We start from the raw sequence: 16,906 nt of genomic DNA, 5'->3' as shown, positions 1-16,906 counted from the left end.
GGTGCCGATTGGGTACGAACGACAACGGCGCGATCGCCCGGTTCGGGCGCCGATCGCGCGCACGTCTTCTCGACCATGCGGTCTGGCCGGCCATGCTGGCCGGTGCCCTTGTCCCGCCGGCCTCCCCGGCGATGGCGAGCGATGCCCACAGCCTCACCATCGGTGCTACGACCTGCAGTTCGTCCGGCAGCGGCGCGGAGACCGACTACAGCTGTACCACGCCGCTGACCAATGGCGGCAGCGGACCCAGCCTTGCCATCGTCACCAACCAGGACCTGGGGAATGGTGTCGGCGTCGTCACGAGCCTGACCGGCGCGATCACCGGCAGCGGTACGACCACCACGACCTACGGCAATACCGGCAGCTCCACCGTTTCCGGCTATGTCGGCAATGGTACGGCGAACACCTGGCCGCTCGACGTGCCCGGCACCAGCACGCCCGGGCAGAAGGGCCCATGGACCGACGGGCCGGACATGGCGGTGGCCGCCGGCGACGTGAACATCCTCTGGCAGAACGGCCAGGCGGGTCCGGCCAGCGGGGCCATCAGCGTGCTCTCGCAAGGCGGCCAGGCCGCCACCAACGGCAACCACAACGACAACAGCCATACGAGCCAGTACACGGGCGGCGACGGCGGCCAGGTGAGCCTGGCCTTCAGCGGCGCCATCGAGATCTCCGGCAATGGCGGCCGGGCCAGCGGCAGCGGTTCGCTGCCAGCCGCCATGATCGGCCTGGGCGCCTACTCCTTCGGCGGGAGCGGCGGGGCCTATAACACCAAGAACGACTGCTGCGTCGGCGATGGCGGTGCCGGCGGCGATGTCGGCGTGAGCGTGGCTGGCGGCTCCATGCTGACGATCGACGATGGCCTTGGCGGCTATGCCTCGATGGGGATCGTGGCGCTGTCGCAGGGCGGTGCTCCCGGCCAGTACGACTTGGTCGGCGCCTCGCAGTACGGGCAGGGCGGCAAGGCCGGCCAGGCCGGCGTCCTGGTCGACCAGAGCGACCTGAAGGACCTTTCGGACGAATCGATCGGAATCCTGGCGGCCTCAATCGGCGGCAGCGGCACCGCGACCGATGGGGCGACGGCGGTGGCGGGGTCGGCGTCGACGGCTGCGGTCCAGCTCGAGGGCTCGACGGTCTGGATGACCGGCACCGATTCGGTCGGCATCTTCGCGCTCAGTGCCGCCGGCACGTTCGGCACGACGAGCGATGCGCAGCCGAGCGGCGGCGACGTCTACGTGCTCACCGACGCGCAGAGTGAGATCAAGTCCGCCAACAGCGCCACCTCCGGCAACCAGCTCTCGATCGGCATCCTGGCGGTCAGCACCGGCACGGCCTCGATCCTGTCGATGGTGGACCTGTACGGCAGCAACCCCAGCAGCGGCTCGCTGCAGACCACCGGCACCGGCTTCAGCGGCGACGTCACCGTCGTCAACGCAGCACCCGTCACCACCCAAGGCTCGCTGGCCGTCGGCATCGCCGCGCTGAGCACGGGCGGGGCCAGCATCGTGTCCGGCACAGGCGGCAGCGGCCTGAGCTATCTCGGCAACCAGGGAACCGACTACTACGCCACCTCCGGAAAGGTCAGCCTCCACAACAGCGGTTCCATCACCACGACCGGGGCGAACGCCCATGGCCTGGTCGCGATCAGCACCGGCGGCGGCGGGCTGGTCGTGTCGCAGGTGGTGGCGACCAAGGACGGCGACCAGTGGAGCCAGGGGACCATCATCGGGGCTGCCACCGACGGCGACGAGCCCAATGGGCACGACGGCAACACCGTGACGGTGGTCAACAGCGGCGCCATCACCACCGGCGACGCTGACCAGGATGGGCCGGTGTCGATGGGGATCGTGGCGCAGTCGATCGGCGGCAGCGGCGGCTCGGCCGGCGGGGAAGCCGTGGCGTTCGTCGGCGACCAGGGCGGCAGCGGCGGCAACGGCGGTGCGGTCGACGTCGCCAGCAACGGCAAGATCTTCACGCTCGACAAGGGATCCGTCGGCATCCTCGCCCAGTCGATCGGCGGTGGCGGCGGCAATGGCGGCAACGCCAAGGGCCTGTTCGTGGCGGTGGGCGGCGGCGGCGGGCTGGGCGGCAACGGCGGCGACGTGACGGTGACGCTCGGCCCGCAGGACATGCAGGGGATCACGGTCAACCCCGGCGTTTCCGGCATCGCCCCGGTCCAGACTCCTTCCGGAACCCTGGGCGGGTCGACGGCGCAGGTGATCCTGACCGAGGCCGACTACGCCGCCGCCGTGATCGCGCAGTCGGTGGGCGGCGGTGGCGGCCATGGCGGCTATGCTGACAGCTTCGGCGTGTTCATCGACGCCAGCATCGGGGGGAATGCCGGCAATGGCGGCAGCGGCGGCAATGTCGACGTCGAGAATCATGGCTCTGCCCTGGTCACCCAGGGCAACCAGGCGCATGGGATCATCGCCCAGTCGATCGCCGGCGGCGGCGGCACCGGAGGGGTGGCTCAATCAAGTAGCGAAGGCATCGCCGCGTCCGCCTCGCTCAGCCTGGGCGGCCAGTCGGGTGCCGGCATGAACGCCGGCAGCGTCAAGGTCGTCAACCAGGGGAAGATGATCACGGGCTGCTTTGACCTGAACCACTGCCAGTCCAGCGATCCGGAGCAGGACTACGACAATGCCGGCGCGCTCAAGATCGACGGGGCGGACTCGATCGGCATCCTCGCCCAGTCGATCGGTGGCGGCGGCGGCCATGGCGGGAGCGCCTCGGCCAAGTCGGAAGCGTCCTCGACCGACGGCATCCCCACCTTCGCGGTGTCGTTCTCGATGGGCGGCAAGGGCAGCAGCGGCGGCTCGGGCGGATCAATCGAGATCGACAATGACGGCCTGCTGCTGACCCAGGGTGACGGCGCGCACGGCATCCTGGCCCAATCGATCGGTGGCGGCGGCGGACATGGCGGCGCTTCGACCGCCAACGCCACGGCCGATAGCGGCGACATCGGGTCGTTCTCCGCGTCCGTCAGCCTGGGCGGCTCGGGCGGCAGCGGGGGCAACGGTGGCGGCATCACCGTGGACAACGGCAATGGGGCCGGCAGCGACGGCAGCATCCTGACCTATGGCCAGGAAGCCGTGGGCATCCTGGCCCAGTCGATCGGTGGCGGCGGCGGCAACGGGGCGCTCGGCAATGCCGACGGCTCGATCTCGGATGAGGACGACAGCGACGACGACGAAGGGAGCGGCGACGAGGCGAGCGCATCGACCTCCTCGGCGGTGTTCGCCGCCGCGGACGACGACGATGGCGGCGGCTCCCACAGCATCGGCCTGACCATGGCGATCGGCGGCAGCGGTGGCAGCGGCGGCAGCGGCAATGTCATCGACGTCGCCAACGATGCCGGCAGTCGGATCCGCACGCTCGGCTCCGGGTCTTCGGGCATCCTCGCCCAGTCGATCGGTGGCGGTGGCGGCCGGGCCGGCGGCGGCACCGGCAACGCGGACGGCGGCGACATCGTCGCCAGCATCACCGTCGGTGCCAAGGGCGGTGGCGGCAGCGGCAACACGGTGAACGTGACCAACGCCGGGAGCATCGTCACCGGCGCCATCTACGAGAACGGCCGCGGCCAGACGGTCGCGACCGGCGGTGATGCCTACGGTATCCTCGCCCAGTCGATCGGTGGTGGCGGCGGGATCGGCGGCCTTTCCGATCCCGCCGCGTCGTTCGACCAGGGCGAGGAGGACCAGGACGCGACCGACGGCTCCGACGACGATGCCGCCGCCTCGGCCATGACGGTGCTGGCGGCCGCGGACGAAGGCGACGACGAGGGACCGGGCACGCTTGGCAGCTACAACGTCGGCATCGGCATCGGCGTCGGCGGTGATGGCGGGGTCGGCGGTAACGGCGGCACCGTCCAGGTCGACAATAGCGGCCAGATCTCGACCAGCGGCACGCGCGCCGATGGCATCGTCGCCCAGTCGATCGGCGGCGGCGGTGTCGCCGGCTATGCCAGCTCGTCCTCCGTCCAGGCCGAAGGCGGCGATGTCACCAGCGATCTGAGCCTCGGCGGCACGAACGGCGCCTTCGGCAACGCGGGAAGCGTGACCGTCGCCAACACCGGCACGATCTCGACCACCGGCTATGCCGCGATGGGCATGATCGCCCAGTCGATCGGCGGCGGCGGCGGCATCGTCGCGGAAGGGACCAGCGGCAGCAATGCCCTCGTCACGCTCGGCAACGTCAACGACAGCGGGAGGTCGGGCGGGACCGGCGGCAGCAAGGTCGCGATCACAGATGTCGGATCGATTTCGACCGCCGGCGACGACGCCTATGCCGTGCTGGCCCAGCTGATCGGGCATGGTGGCGGGTTCGCGACGGTCGGCTGCAGCAACTCCGATGCCGCCGGGCCATCCGGCATGGCGGCTGCGACACCCTGCTTCGGCAACGCCACTGGCCCGACACCGGCCGGCTGGCCCGATCCGGCCCGGGTGACGGTGGGCTTCGGCAAGACCAACGCCAATCCGGGCGGCTCGAATGCCTATGCCAGCGGCGCCTCCTCGCCTTCGGTGACGATCGGCTCCGATATCGGCACGATCGTGACGACCGGCAGGCGGGCGATCGCCCTGGTCGCCCAGAGCATCGGGGGCGGTGGCGGGCTCGTGGCCGCGCCGCAGGAATCCATCCAGAAGGTCGACTTCGACAACGGCTCCAGCGGTGCCGGCGGCGACATCCAGCTCACGTTCGGCAACGCCGGCTCGAACGACGCGCGCATCGCCACCTATGGCGACGGTGCCTGGGGCATGCTGGTCCAGTCGATCGGCGGCGGCGGCGGCTTTGCCGGCGACTCGTCCCTGCCGGTGGGCAGCCTCTCGTCGGCGACGACATCCCTGGGAGGTGCGCTCGCGAACGGCGGCACCGTCCACATCGACGTCAACGGCGACATCGCCACCCATGGGGCGAACGCGCACGGCGTTGTCGCGCAGAGCCTTGGCGGTGGCGGCATGCTTACCGGCGTGAATGGCAGCCTGTCGACGGCGGCCGGGTTGAACAGGTCCGCCACCGGTGCCGGCGAGGACATCGCGATCACCCAGTCGAGCGGCTCCATCATCGCCGCGACAGGTGCCGGTTCGATGGGCATCTTCGCCCAGGCGGCCGGCAACGGCATGAGCGCCACGACCGCGATCGACATCACCATCGACGGCACCGTCACCGGTGGCACCGGCTCCGGGTCCGCCGGCATCTTCGTGTCGGGCGGGTCGAACGTGTCCGGCGGCGTCCCGAACACGATCACCATCGGTGCTTCCGGCTCGGTCGGAACGGCGGCCGGCACGTCCGGGACGGCGATCAAGTCGATCGATGGCACGACGAACGTGACGAACAACGGGACGATCACCGGTAGCTACGACCTGAGCAGTGGCAGCTTCAGCAACTCGGCCGCGTTCTCGCGCGCTGCCGAGTTGCCTTCTTCAGGCGGCACCGTCGTCAACAACGGGACGATCGACGCGGGTGCCCTGCTGCGTGCGGACAGGCTGGTCAACGGCGGGATCCTCGACGTCGACGGCAGTGGCGAGACGGGGACGACCACGGTTGCCGGCGACTTCCTCCAGACCGGGGGAGGCGTGCTGAGGGTCGACGTCGATGCGCTCGGGCGAGTTGCCGACCTGCTGCGCGTGACGGGCGACGCCGCGTTGGCCGGGGCCATCGCTCCTGTCGCCAAGACCCTCCTGCCCGTCACCTACCGTGTCATGGAGGTGGACGGGCAGTTCAGCCATGCCGTCCACGACGGCTCGGGCTCGCTGGTGGTCGACTGGGCCATCGAGGAGGTCGGCAAGGCACTGAGCGTCACGCCGTCGGCGGACTTCACCCCGGACAGCGAGAAGCTGAGCGGCAACCAGCGGCGCCTGGGCGACTACCTGCAGCGCAGCTGGGACCTGGGCGGGACGGAAGCCCTGGCACCTGCCTTCGGCCACCTCGCCTCGCGCGAGGATGGCGACAGCTACCGCGCCGACCTGGACGACTTTTCGGGCGCCTGGTTCGGCACCAACCCGATCCAACGCACGCTCTCGGCCAGCGACGCGCTGGCGAGCACGATGAGCTGCCCGGTCTTCGAGCAGGGAAGCCTGCTCGGCGAGGTCAGCTGCGTCTGGGGCAAGATCACGACCGGCACCAACCGCCAGTCCGCCAGCAGCGACACGCCATCCTACAAGGTCGAGGAGGTCGAGTACCGCGTCGGCGGCCAGAAGGAGGTCGCCGACGACTGGTTTTTGGCCGGCACGGTCGCCTACCAGAGCCTGTCGGGCAGCAACAGCGGCGGGCAGGCCAGCAGCGACGGGCAGGCCGGCGACATCGGCATGGGCGTGAAGAGGGTGATGGGGCCCTGGCAGTTCGGGGCGGGCCTGAACCTGGGCTATGGCGACTTCGACGACACCAGGGTCGTCACGGACGGGAGTGCGCCCAGCGTGATGCTGACCAGCGACTACGAAGTCACGACGGTCGCCGGCCGGCTGCGGGCCACGTACGAGATCCCGTTCGAGCACGGGTACGTGCAGCCGCGCGCCGACCTGGACGTCATCTACACCTACGTGCCGGGCCATGCGGAGACGGGGGCGAGCGGGACGGCGCTGGAGGTGGACCAGGCGGACCAGACCGTCTTCGCCCTGACCCCGGCGGTCGAGGTCGCCGGCCGCTTCGACGGGACTGGCGGCTTCGTCCTGCACCCTTATGTGACCCTCGGCGTGCGCTTCTTGTCCGACGACGCCTGGACGGTCGCCGCACGGCTGCAGGGTGCCCAGGCGGAGGCCGGCACGTTCGAGAGCAGCACGGCCATGCCGGACACGCTGGCCGACCTGCATCTGGGCCTGCAGGTATTCCAGGTGCAGGGCTGGGAACTCAACCTGGAGTACGGGCTGCAGACGGGCGACGACTATGTCGGCCAGGCCGCCAGCGGCAGGGTGGCCTACCGGTTCTGATGTCAGGCAGGGCAGGGGAGTCGTCCTGGCAGGGCCTGGACCTGCCGGCGGTGCCGCCATGGAAGATCAGGGATGGGGGACGCCTGTTCCGTCCCATGGCCATGTCGTGCCGGGATAGACGGCAGCACGACAACTTCAAGATCTACCAAATTGCATGTGTAGATCTTTCCAGGCATGTTCGGCGTACCGTCATCTTGCCAGCCACGATGTATCTACAGAATACGATGCTGCTCTTGCTGCCATTCCGGAAAGACGAAAAGCCGCGCACACGAGACGAAGGACGGTCCGGCTGATCAACCCTGCTCGAGCGTATCGGCCGCTCGGCTGTCGATGTTTTTGGTCATCTGCCTGGGGATCGGACATGCCATTATCGATCAGCGCGCAGCTACAGTTCATGGCTCACGTGGCGCACGACACGCAGCAGAACTTCATCAACGGCACCCGCAACCCGCCGGCCGGCGACATGACCGCGCAGTCCAAGGAGAAGGTCGTCCGCAACCGCGCCTTCGAGCAGACCGGACTGCACACGCATGCAGGGTTGGCCCAGCAGAACGAGCCCTACGAGTTCACACCACCGCTCGCCATCATGGACGCGATCGCGAGCGTCTCCACCAACCGGCAGATGACGACGACCGACGCGATGACGCGCGACATCACCGCTTCATCGGACGCCTGGCGTGCCATCGACGCTAAGCCCGGCCGTAGCGACCTGGACCTGTTCCAGGACATCCGGACCTATATCGCTTCGAACGAAACCGACTTCGACAGCACCAGCACGATCCAGCAATATGCTCAGCACGTGACCACGGTCATGAGCTCGTTCGACAACATCAGGACCGGCCTGAACGCCGGTGCCGCACAGCCGTTGCCCGCGATCGCTGCCAACGACCGGTTCGAATACTATAGGTCCGTCAACGAAGACTTTCGCCAGAACGGCAACAACAATGAGAGCGTGTCCGTGTTCGTCAATCGATACTACGCGGCGGATCGTACGCGTGTGATGCAGGTCGATATCGATCGCGGTACCCGTCCCTAGGAGCAATCATGCCAGCCGCCGCCCTGCCATCCTGCCTTCGTCCTGCAGCAGGGGTGGCCGCTTCATGGACCCGGGCCATCCTGGTGCTCGTCCTCGCGCTGTCGGCGCTGCCGACGATCCCGGCGTTGTCCGCGGATTTCGTCCACGACTTCAATGGGGCCGCCCAGGACAGGCTGCTGCTCGGTGCCAAGGACGATCTCGCCCGCGCCGACGTGCAGACGATCGAGATGCAGGTGGTGCCGGCCGTGCCGAAGGCCGGGCAGGCCGCGACGGACCTGAGCGCCATCCTCATCGAGGTCAGCCAGACCGGGCAGCGACTGGGGATCCTGCGCAGCAAGGACGGCGCCACGCTGCGGATCATCGACCAGGACCTGAACGAGCACGATGTCACCATCGCCGGCCGCGATTTCGCCAGCCTGCCGTTCCATCTGGCGCTCCTCCTGGGCGGCACCTCGACCGAGCTCTGGGTCGACGGCGTGCAGCAGGCGAGCCTCTCGACCGTCTTCAAGGACACGAGCACGGCCGGCCAGCCGGCACCGATCACGGTCGGCATCGGCGACGGCAGCTTCCTGGGCAGCATCGGCAACGTCCGCATCTGGTCGCGCCTGCTCGATGGTCCGCAGCTCGCGGCGAGTGCGAAGGAGACGAAGCGATGGTATGTGCCGACGCTTCCGCTCGATCTGCTGAGCGCGGCCCAGGACAAGACCGGCATGCTGGCGCGCGTGCCGTCGCTGGTGACCGGGGCATGGGTGGTCGGCGATTCGTCCGCGGTGGGGCCGGTCAAGGATGCCCTGCAAGGCGTCGAAGCCGGCCGGCATGGCATCTACGTCATGGAGCCGTTCCTGGGCCTGGCTCCATCGGGCGACGACTTCCTCCTGACGACGGTCGACGACCGGCGGCTGACGCTCAAGGCCGACGTCGCGACGATCGGCCGTTATCGCCTGGAGGATGAAGATGGCGTCGACCTGGGGGCTGTCGGCTTCGTCGACGGCGGCAGCAGCTTCACCGTCGAGCCGCATACGCAGCACCTCGATCCGGCCTCGCGCTACTACCACCTGCCGCCACCCCTTCCAGGCGTGCACCAGCAAAAATGGAACGAGGTCTGGGTGGCGCCCCAGCAGCCGCCCAACTTTCCCTTCAGCCATCGCGGCTGCTATCACGTCAACCGCATGAGCCCGACCTCCTTCCAGGAGACCGGATGCGACCAGGGCCGCTACCTCTTCGCCCTGCCGGAGGACGGTTCGGCCGACTATGACGTGTCGGGCCGCTACGTGATCCCCTTCGGCTGGACCTATGTCAGCGACATCTACACGGATGGCGCCTTCTTCTCGACCATGGCGACCTCGTCCTCGGACATCTCGTCGAGCTACAGCGGTGGCACCGGTTTCGGCTTCTCGTTCGCGGGCGTCGACTTCAGCCACAACGACACGGTGACCAAGGAGGCGCAAGCCGTCACCACCGACGAGAAGATGCGCTCCTACCATTACATCGTGTCCCGCAGCCACGCGATGGTGCTCGATCCACGCAAGGCCAAGCTCGACCGGTGCTTCGTGCGCACCGTGCTCCGTGCGGCGGGGCCGGGCGCGAAACCGCCTGCCTACCTGGGCGACCTGCCCGACACCGGCTCCACCGAATGCCCCGAATCGCTCGACGACAGGCTGACGCCCGACAAGCTCGTCGACCTCTACGGCACCCACTTCGCCCACGCGATCACCTTTGGCGCCAAGCTCATGAAGGTGAATCAGTACAGTGCCAGTGCGCTGCAGACCCTGGTCGCCGAAGGCACGAGCGTCGACATGGGGCTCAAGTGGGAAGTATCGGGCAACCTTCAGCTCGGACCGGTCGGACTGAACGGCAAGGCTTCGGCAGGCTGGAACTCCCAGACCAACAAGGACCAGGCGACGAACCTCTCCCGGGCGCTCAAGACGGACGAGGGCAGCTGGACCTGTATCGGTGGCGCCACGTGCAGCTCTACCGGCGACGTGTCGGTCGGCACCGACGGCGTGCCGATCTTCCTCGACCTGCGCCCGTTGTCGGACCTCCTGGCCTCTCCTCTCTTCGAGGATCCGCTGATCATCCACGGTCTGCGGGACGCCGTCGCCGCCGTGCTGAAGGGACCCGATTTCACCGCAGCGCCACTGAACCCGTCCCTGGTCGACTTCTATGAAGTCGGCCTCGACCTCAACACGCTCGGTTGCAACTGGACCCGCTCGTACAACATGCACCTGCCGCGCCCGAGCATACCGACGGCCATGGGTGACCCGACCAGGTGGCCCGTCATATGCACTGTCCTGGCACCTGCCTCCACGACCGCCCGCTTCTTCTCGACCAACGACGATGCCAGCGTCGTCCGGCGCAGCGGAGTCGATGCCAGGCTCTCCGAGTTCATCGGTGGTGCGCCATCCATGATCGCCGTCGAGCGCTTCAGCAAGGGCAAGCCGCTGACGCAGTTCGGCGTGCGTCTGACGTCCCTGGCGACCACGATCGCCGATGCCGACCTCGCCAAGCCATGCAGGGGAACGTGCTGGGAAACCTACCTCATGCCTCCGTATCCCAGGTCGGCTTGGCAGGAGGACCGAACATCTATCCGATCGATGCCCTCGACCAAGGCTCCATCGTCGGCGAGATCGCTGCGGAAGTCTCCTCGACATCCCGCGTCGACCGCACGCCGCTGCGCCTCGGCACGATCACGACGGTCGACTATATCGGGCTGAGCGCGCCGTTTTCCGTCAAGCCCGTCGACCTGGTCGGCCGCCTGCTGGGTGACGAGAGCTGACCGGCGCCTGGAATGGCGCTCGAGGCTGGGCCGGCTCGATGCCGGCCAGCATGGCCGGGGTGCCTGCCCTGTCCGTGCCTGGCACCGGCCGGGGCCGGCGAGGCGGCGCTAGAACTTGCCGTGCCGCAGATAGGCTTCCTGGGGATCGACGCCTTCCAGGATCGCCTTGCGCACGAGGCTCTCGGTCTGCATCACCTCCTCGCAGCGGGTGATGACCTGCTCGGCCAGGTTGGCCGGGATCACCACCACGCCGTCAATGTCGGCCAGGATGTAGTCGCCGTTGGCGATGCGGATGTTGCCGATGGTGATCGGCTCGCCGAAGGCTTCAGGGATCCAGGTGCCGACCACGTCGCGGGGCGTGGCGAAGCGGTGGAAGACGGGGAAGCCGAGCTTGCGGATGAAGCCCAGGTCACGGCAGCCGCCATCCACGACATAGCCCAGCACGCCCTTGGCATGGAGGGTCTCGGCGGACAGCTCGCCCATCAGCGCGCGCACGTCGTCCTGGGGCTGGCAGACGACGACATGGCCGGACGGCGCCTTGGACAGAAAGCCGGTCCAGGCGAGCAGCGTGTCGTGGGGCGAGACGGTGTCGTCGGGGCGGCCGCGCAGGGTGAAGACGGGGCCGGCGGTCTTCGTGTCCGGGTCCAGCGCACGGATGTCGCGCGGGAGGATGCAGCGGTCGTGGCCCATCTCCCGCATGACGTCGAAGACGGCGCCGGTGTAGCAGCCATTCAGGCGTTCGGTCAGGTTCGTGCTCATGCAGCGGCTCCGGATGCGACGACCTTGGCGCGCTGCTGCTCGGCGACCTTGGCGGCACGGCGGCGCTGCAGGGCCTGATCGGTCAACACGCCGGCCAGGATGACGGTGCCCATGACGGCGAAATTGAGCGAGGTCGGGATGCCCAGGAGGTTCACCAGGTTCTGCAGGATCTGCAGCAGGATGGTGCCGAGCACGATGCCGACGATCGAGCCTTCGCCGCCGCGGAGCGAGCAGCCGCCGAGCACGGCCGCCGCGATGGCGTATAGCTCGTAGAAGCTGCCGTGCGCGGAGGGCGAGACGGAGGAGGTGTAGAAGGCCAGGAACAGAGCCGTGAGGCCGGCCAGCGCACCGTTGATCATGTAGGCGGATGCGATCACGACCCGGGTGTTGATGCCGGAAAAGCGGGCGGCTTCCTCGTTCTTGCCGGCGGCCAGCAGGTGGCGGCCGAACACCGACTTGTGGAGGACGACGTACATCACGACCGCCACGATCACGAAGGCGATGAAGGTGTGCGGGATGCCGAAGGTGCGCCCCGAGGCCAGCCAGAACAGGGTGTCGAAGTCGCCATAGCCGAAGCCGATGGTGGCGTCCGCCATGTACCAGCGGGCGATGCCCCGATAGATCAGGAGGCCGCACAAGGTGACGACGAAGGGCTGCAGGTTCAGGCGCGTCACCAGGAAGCCGTGGATCGCGCCGAAGACGAGGCCCAGGCCGATCGCGACCAGGACGACCAGCGGCCAGGCCAGCTCGTAGTTGACCAGGAGGTCGACGAAGATCACGCCGATCAGCGCGAACATCGAGCCTACCGACAACTCGATGCCGCCCGTGATGATCACGAGCCCCTGGCCGATCGAGAAGATGCCGAACAACCCGATCAGGTTGGCCATGTTGACGAGGTTGACCGGCGACAGGAAGACCGGGTTCAGCGCGGTGGTGATGGCGCCGATCACGAGGACCAGGACGAGAAGGCCCAGATCTTTCTTATGCATGGCTGTTTTCCGGTCAGGCGGCTGCTTTATGGCCGACGGCGAGTTCGAGGATGGAATGTTCCGACAGGTCCTCGCGGCCAAGGAAGCCCGCGATGCTGCCCTCGTGCATGACGGCGACCCGGTCGCTGACGCCGATCACTTCCTCCATGTCGGAGGAGATCATCAGGATCGCGACGTCGGCCTCGGCCAGCTCGCGCATGAGTTGGTAGATCTCGGCCTTGGCACCGACGTCGATGCCGCGGGTGGGTTCGTCGAACACGATCACCTGCGGGCGCATCGACAGCCACTTGGCGAGCACGACCTTCTGCTGGTTGCCGCCGGACAGGGAGATCGCGGTGGTCTCGACCGAGGGCGTCTTGATGCCCAGGCGCACGCGCTGCTTGTCGGCCATGGTCTTCTCGGCATCGCGCTTGATCAGCCAGGAGGGCGCGTAGGTCCAAAGGTCGGCCAGGGTGACGTTCTCGCGGATCGGGAACTCCAGGATCAATCCTGAACGCTTGCGATCTTCTGGCGCCAGGTAGATGCCCTTGGCGATGGCGTCCTGGGGCGAGGCGATCGTGAGCGTCTGGCCGTCCAGGCCGACGGTGCCGGCGACGAGCGGGTCGATGCCGAAGATGGCGCGGGCGAGCGAGGTTCGGCCCGACCCGATCAGCCCGGCCAGGCCCAGGATCTCGCCACGGCGGATCGTCATGGTGACCGGGAAGTCGGGAAAGGCGGAGGTGCGCACGTCGGTGAGCGTGAGGCCGCTTTCCTTCGGCGCATGCTTGGGCGGGATATAGACCGACTTCAGGTCGCGGCCGATCATCAGCCGGATCATGGCCGGGTGCTCGATCTCGTCCCTGGCGAGTTCGCCGACCAGCTTGCCGTCGCGCAGGCAGACCACGCGGTCGGCGCAAGCCTTCACCTCGTTCAGCCGGTGGCTGATATAGACGATGGCGACGCCGTGGGATTTCAGTTCGGCGATCACCGACAGGAGCCGGTCGGTCTCCGACAGCGTCAGGCTGGAGGTCGGCTCGTCCATGATGATGAGCCGGGCGTCCAGGGAGAGCGCCTTGGCGATCTCGACCATCTGGCGCTCGGCGATGGACAATTCGGCCACGGGCGTGTCCGGGCCAAAATCGACAGCGAGACGCTGGAGCAGGGGGGCCACGCGGCGGCGGGTCTCGGCCTTGTCGACCAGGTTGAGGAAGCCACCCGAGCGGGGTTCGCGGCCGATGAAGATATTGGCGGCGACGTCCAGGTTCTCGAAAAGGTTGAGCTCCTGGTGAACGAACGCGATTCCGGCCTTCATCGAATCGGTGACGGTGAGGGCGGAGCGCTCCGCCCCATCCACCATGATCCGGCCCTTGGTCGGCTCGACCACGCCGCCCAGGATCTTCATGAGCGTCGACTTGCCGGCCCCGTTCTCGCCAATCAGGCCGACCACCTCGGCAGGCGAGACGGACAGGCTGACGTTGGAAAGGGCGGTGACGCCTGGATAGGTCTTGGTGATGTCCAGGAGTTCCAGGAAAGGCTTGGACATCGCCGGTTCATCCGTTGAGAGCATGACGGGACAAGGCCGGGGAGCCGACGCTCCCCCGCCTGCACAAGGCGCTTACTTGGAGACGAGTTCGCGCATTTCCTGCTGGAAGGATTCGACGTTGGACGCGTCGATTACCTTGGTCGGCACGATCATCAGGCCGTTCTCGGGAATGAACGACTTGTCGCCCTCGATGACCTTGGCCAGGCCGATCATCGACTGGTAGCCGAACTCGAAGGGCTGCTGCACCACGGTGGCGTCCACGATGCCGTCCGCGATGCCGCGCAGCGTGACCGGGTCCTCGTCGAAGCCGATGACCTTGACCGCACCGGTCTTGCCGGCGGCGCGCACGGCTTCCACGATCTGCGGCGTGTTGTAGGAGTAGAGACCGACCAGGCCCGAGATGTCCGGGTACTTGGTCAGCGTGTCCTCGACATTGCGCTTCGCGCGGGCGAAGTCGACCTCGTCGGTGCGGATGTCGATGATCTCGACGTTGGAGCCCTGCAGCGCCTGCTTGATGCCGTCCACGCGCTCGATCGCATTCGCCGCACCCATGGTGCCGACGAACATCATGATCTTGCCGCCGTCGGGCAGTGCCTTCTTGATCAGTTCGCCCGCCTGCACGCCGGCCTGACGGTTGTCGGTGCCGATATAGGCGATGCGCTTGCTCTGCGGCGCATCGCTGTCCGTGGTGAACAGGACGGCCTGCTCGGCCACGCGGTTCAGGATGTCGGTGGAGTTGGCGGGGTCGATCGAGCTGATCGAGACGCCGGCCACGCCCTTGGTCAGGAGGTCGTCCAGGATGCGGCGCTGCTCGGCCGCCGTCGCCTCGGCGACCACGTAGAACTCGACATTGTAGTTCGGCAGCTCTTCCTGGGCCTTTTCGGTGCCGCGGCGGGCAATCGTCCAGAAGTCCGCCGAGGCATTGGTCACCAGCGCCAGGGTCTTCTTCTCCTGGGCCGATGCCGCGCCGACACCCACCGACAGCATCAAAGCAGCCGCGCACAGCGCGACGATTCCGCGTCTCTTCACGTAGAACCTCCCTGATCCCGAGCGCTCGGCCCTTTGGCAACCGCTGCGCGCACTTGTATTATTAATGCGTCCCCGGAGGGTGCGTCCAGCGTCTATGGCAGAAAGCGGAAGGAGAGGTAAGGTAGGATCTAAATGCCTTTTTCCGAACCGGTCCGAAGGAGCGACCGGCCTGACTTGCTGCCAGGCGACACAGCAGTCCTCTTGATCGTCGAAGGACTCCTTCATGCCCTCAGGTTCTGAGCTCATCGACCAGGAGATCGATGAAGCGCCTCACGCGAGGTTCCAGCAGACGTCTGCTCGGATAGATCGCCATGATCTCGACGCCCTCGACGTCGAGGATGGATAGCACCCGCTGCAGGCGGCCGGCAGCCAAGTCCGCGGCAACGAGAAAGTCCGGCAGGAATGCGATGCCGAGTCCTGCGACGGCGGCATCCCGAAGGGCTTCCGCACTGTCCATCCTCAAGCGGCTCCGGCCCTGCGCTTTGGCCCAGGAGCCGTCATCGCCGCGAAAGCGCCAGCTCTGGCGTCGGCCTCGACTACTGAAGATCAGGCAGTCGTGCATCGAGAGTTCGTCGACGTCGGACGGCTCACCATGATGGGCGATGTAGGTCGGTGAGGCGCAGAGAAGGGCCCTGTATCTCGCGACGACGCGGGACACGAGCCGCGTATCCGAGGTGGCACGGCCGATCCGGACAGCCAAGTCGAAGCCTTCCTCGACGATGTCGGCCTGACGGTCGGTGAAGCTCACTTCGGCTTGAACGTCCGGCCAGGTCTCAAGATAGTTTCTCAGCAACGGTAGAACCACGAGCCGCCCGAGGCATCGGGAACGGTCAGCCGCAGGAGCCCGCCTGGCGTGCCGGGCCGTCCCATCACGCTGGCCTCCGCGTCGTCGATCGCCGCGAGGATCCGGTGACCGTGATCGTAGAGCAGCCGGCCCTCGTCCGTGAGGCTCAGCGTCCTGGTCGTACGGTTCAGCAGGCGTGTGCCAAGCTTGTCTTCCAGGCGGCTGATGGCCTTGCCCGACGCCGACCTGGTGAGGCCCACTGCCTTTCCCCCGGCGATGAAGCTTCCTGCATCGGCGACGGCCATGAAGACGAGAATCTCGTTCAGGTTTGCGCGCAGCACGAGCAACTCCGATGGCCGTAAGGAAACGTCGCGTCAGTGGCGAATTCCGTTCGTCAATGGACCGGCTACAGGCTCGACGCCCCGTCGTAATCGCCACGGCTTCACGCCGATCCGTGGCGCGACGGACCATGACAATCAACCGGGACAATCGACATGGCGAGCAAGGCCACCATCTACGACCACGGCGTTCCCTGGGAACAGGCCTACGGCGTCACCCAAGGCTACAGCGTCAACGGGACGATCTACATTTCCGGGCAGTTCTCCCACGACATGCAGGGCACATTCGTCGGCGAAGGCGATTTCGAGGTGCAGGCACGGCGGACGCTGGAGAACCTCGATCGTGTGCTGGCCGGGTTCAACGTCACGCGATCGAACATCGCCGAGATCGTGATCTATCTCACGAACCCGAAGGAGCATTTCGAACCGTGCGTCCGCCTGTTCAAGGACTATGTGGGACAGCACCGGCCAGCCGGTACGTTGATCGGCGTGTCGGGGCTGGCGTTCCCCGAGCAGCTGATCGAGATCCGCGCCGTCGCACATGCCGGCTGACCCCGGCCAGTCATTCCACCAGAAGCCATGGAAGATGCAGGCCGCTTCCCGCGCCATGGGAGACTGGCGCGAAAGGCTCTGCAGTGCCTTGGGATGCCGGACATAGTGAGCGGTCGATGGCTTCGGGCACGTAGCACGTACCTGATAGCGCCGATCATCGAAGCCCCGGTCGGTCTTATACGAGGCCCTTGATGCCGT

8 protein-coding genes and 1 pseudogene are annotated in these 16,906 nt (G+C 67.3%); 4 read left to right on the top strand and 5 right to left on the bottom strand.

From position 1 onward, the window contains the following. Nucleotides 1-8 precede the first annotated feature (8 nt). From VHL31_RS20040 to VHL31_RS20030, 3 genes are all read left to right on the top strand, one after another. Nucleotides 9-6,923 carry a hypothetical protein gene (locus VHL31_RS20040; protein WP_329663009.1) on the top strand — a complete coding sequence of 2,305 codons (6,915 nt, stop codon included), beginning with the start codon at nucleotides 9-11 and terminating at the stop codon, nucleotides 6,921-6,923. Nucleotides 6,924-7,284: 361 nt separating this feature from the next. After that, nucleotides 7,285-7,959 carry a hypothetical protein gene (locus VHL31_RS20035; protein ID WP_329663008.1) on the top strand — a complete coding sequence of 225 codons (675 nt, stop codon included), beginning with the start codon at nucleotides 7,285-7,287 and terminating at the stop codon, nucleotides 7,957-7,959. A gap of 8 nt (nucleotides 7,960-7,967) precedes the next feature. Beyond that, nucleotides 7,968-10,673 carry an MAC/perforin domain-containing protein gene (locus tag VHL31_RS20030; RefSeq protein WP_329663007.1) on the top strand — a complete coding sequence of 902 codons (2,706 nt, stop codon included), beginning with the start codon at nucleotides 7,968-7,970 and terminating at the stop codon, nucleotides 10,671-10,673. A gap of 170 nt (nucleotides 10,674-10,843) precedes the next feature. Here the strand turns inward: VHL31_RS20030 and VHL31_RS20025 are convergent, their stop codons facing one another. From VHL31_RS20025 to VHL31_RS26745, 5 genes and pseudogenes are all read right to left on the bottom strand, one after another. Then, nucleotides 10,844-11,494: an RraA family protein gene (locus VHL31_RS20025; protein WP_329663006.1), complete on the bottom strand. Its 651-nt coding sequence runs from the start codon at nucleotides 11,492-11,494 to the stop codon at nucleotides 10,844-10,846. After that, nucleotides 11,491-12,483 carry an ABC transporter permease gene (locus tag VHL31_RS20020; RefSeq protein WP_329663005.1) on the bottom strand — a complete coding sequence of 331 codons (993 nt, stop codon included), beginning with the start codon at nucleotides 12,481-12,483 and terminating at the stop codon, nucleotides 11,491-11,493. The genes VHL31_RS20025 and VHL31_RS20020 overlap by 4 nt, the downstream gene beginning before the upstream one ends. Before the next feature lie 13 nt (nucleotides 12,484-12,496). After that, nucleotides 12,497-14,005 (bottom strand): sugar ABC transporter ATP-binding protein, encoded by a 1,509-nt coding sequence (locus tag VHL31_RS20015; RefSeq protein WP_329663004.1) that lies wholly within the window; start codon nucleotides 14,003-14,005, stop codon nucleotides 12,497-12,499. A gap of 72 nt (nucleotides 14,006-14,077) precedes the next feature. Then, nucleotides 14,078-14,992 carry a sugar-binding protein gene (locus tag VHL31_RS20010; protein WP_349262500.1) on the bottom strand — a complete coding sequence of 305 codons (915 nt, stop codon included), beginning with the start codon at nucleotides 14,990-14,992 and terminating at the stop codon, nucleotides 14,078-14,080. Between the two features lie 271 nt (nucleotides 14,993-15,263). Further along, nucleotides 15,264-16,159 (bottom strand): annotated as a pseudogene (locus VHL31_RS26745) (LysR family transcriptional regulator). 153 nt (nucleotides 16,160-16,312) lie between these two features. On the opposite strand from VHL31_RS26745, the gene VHL31_RS19995 reads away from it, so the two are divergent. Next, entirely contained in the window at nucleotides 16,313-16,708 is a 396-nt protein-coding gene (locus tag VHL31_RS19995; protein ID WP_329663000.1) for a RidA family protein, read from the top strand. Nucleotides 16,709-16,906: the final 198 nt, after the last annotated feature.

The sequence above is a fragment of the Geminicoccus sp. genome (genome assembly GCF_036263595.1).
Classification (GTDB): domain Bacteria; phylum Pseudomonadota; class Alphaproteobacteria; order Geminicoccales; family Geminicoccaceae; genus Geminicoccus.
The sequence above is the reverse complement of the archived record's forward strand: the minus strand, read 5'-3'. Positions and strand labels throughout refer to the sequence as shown.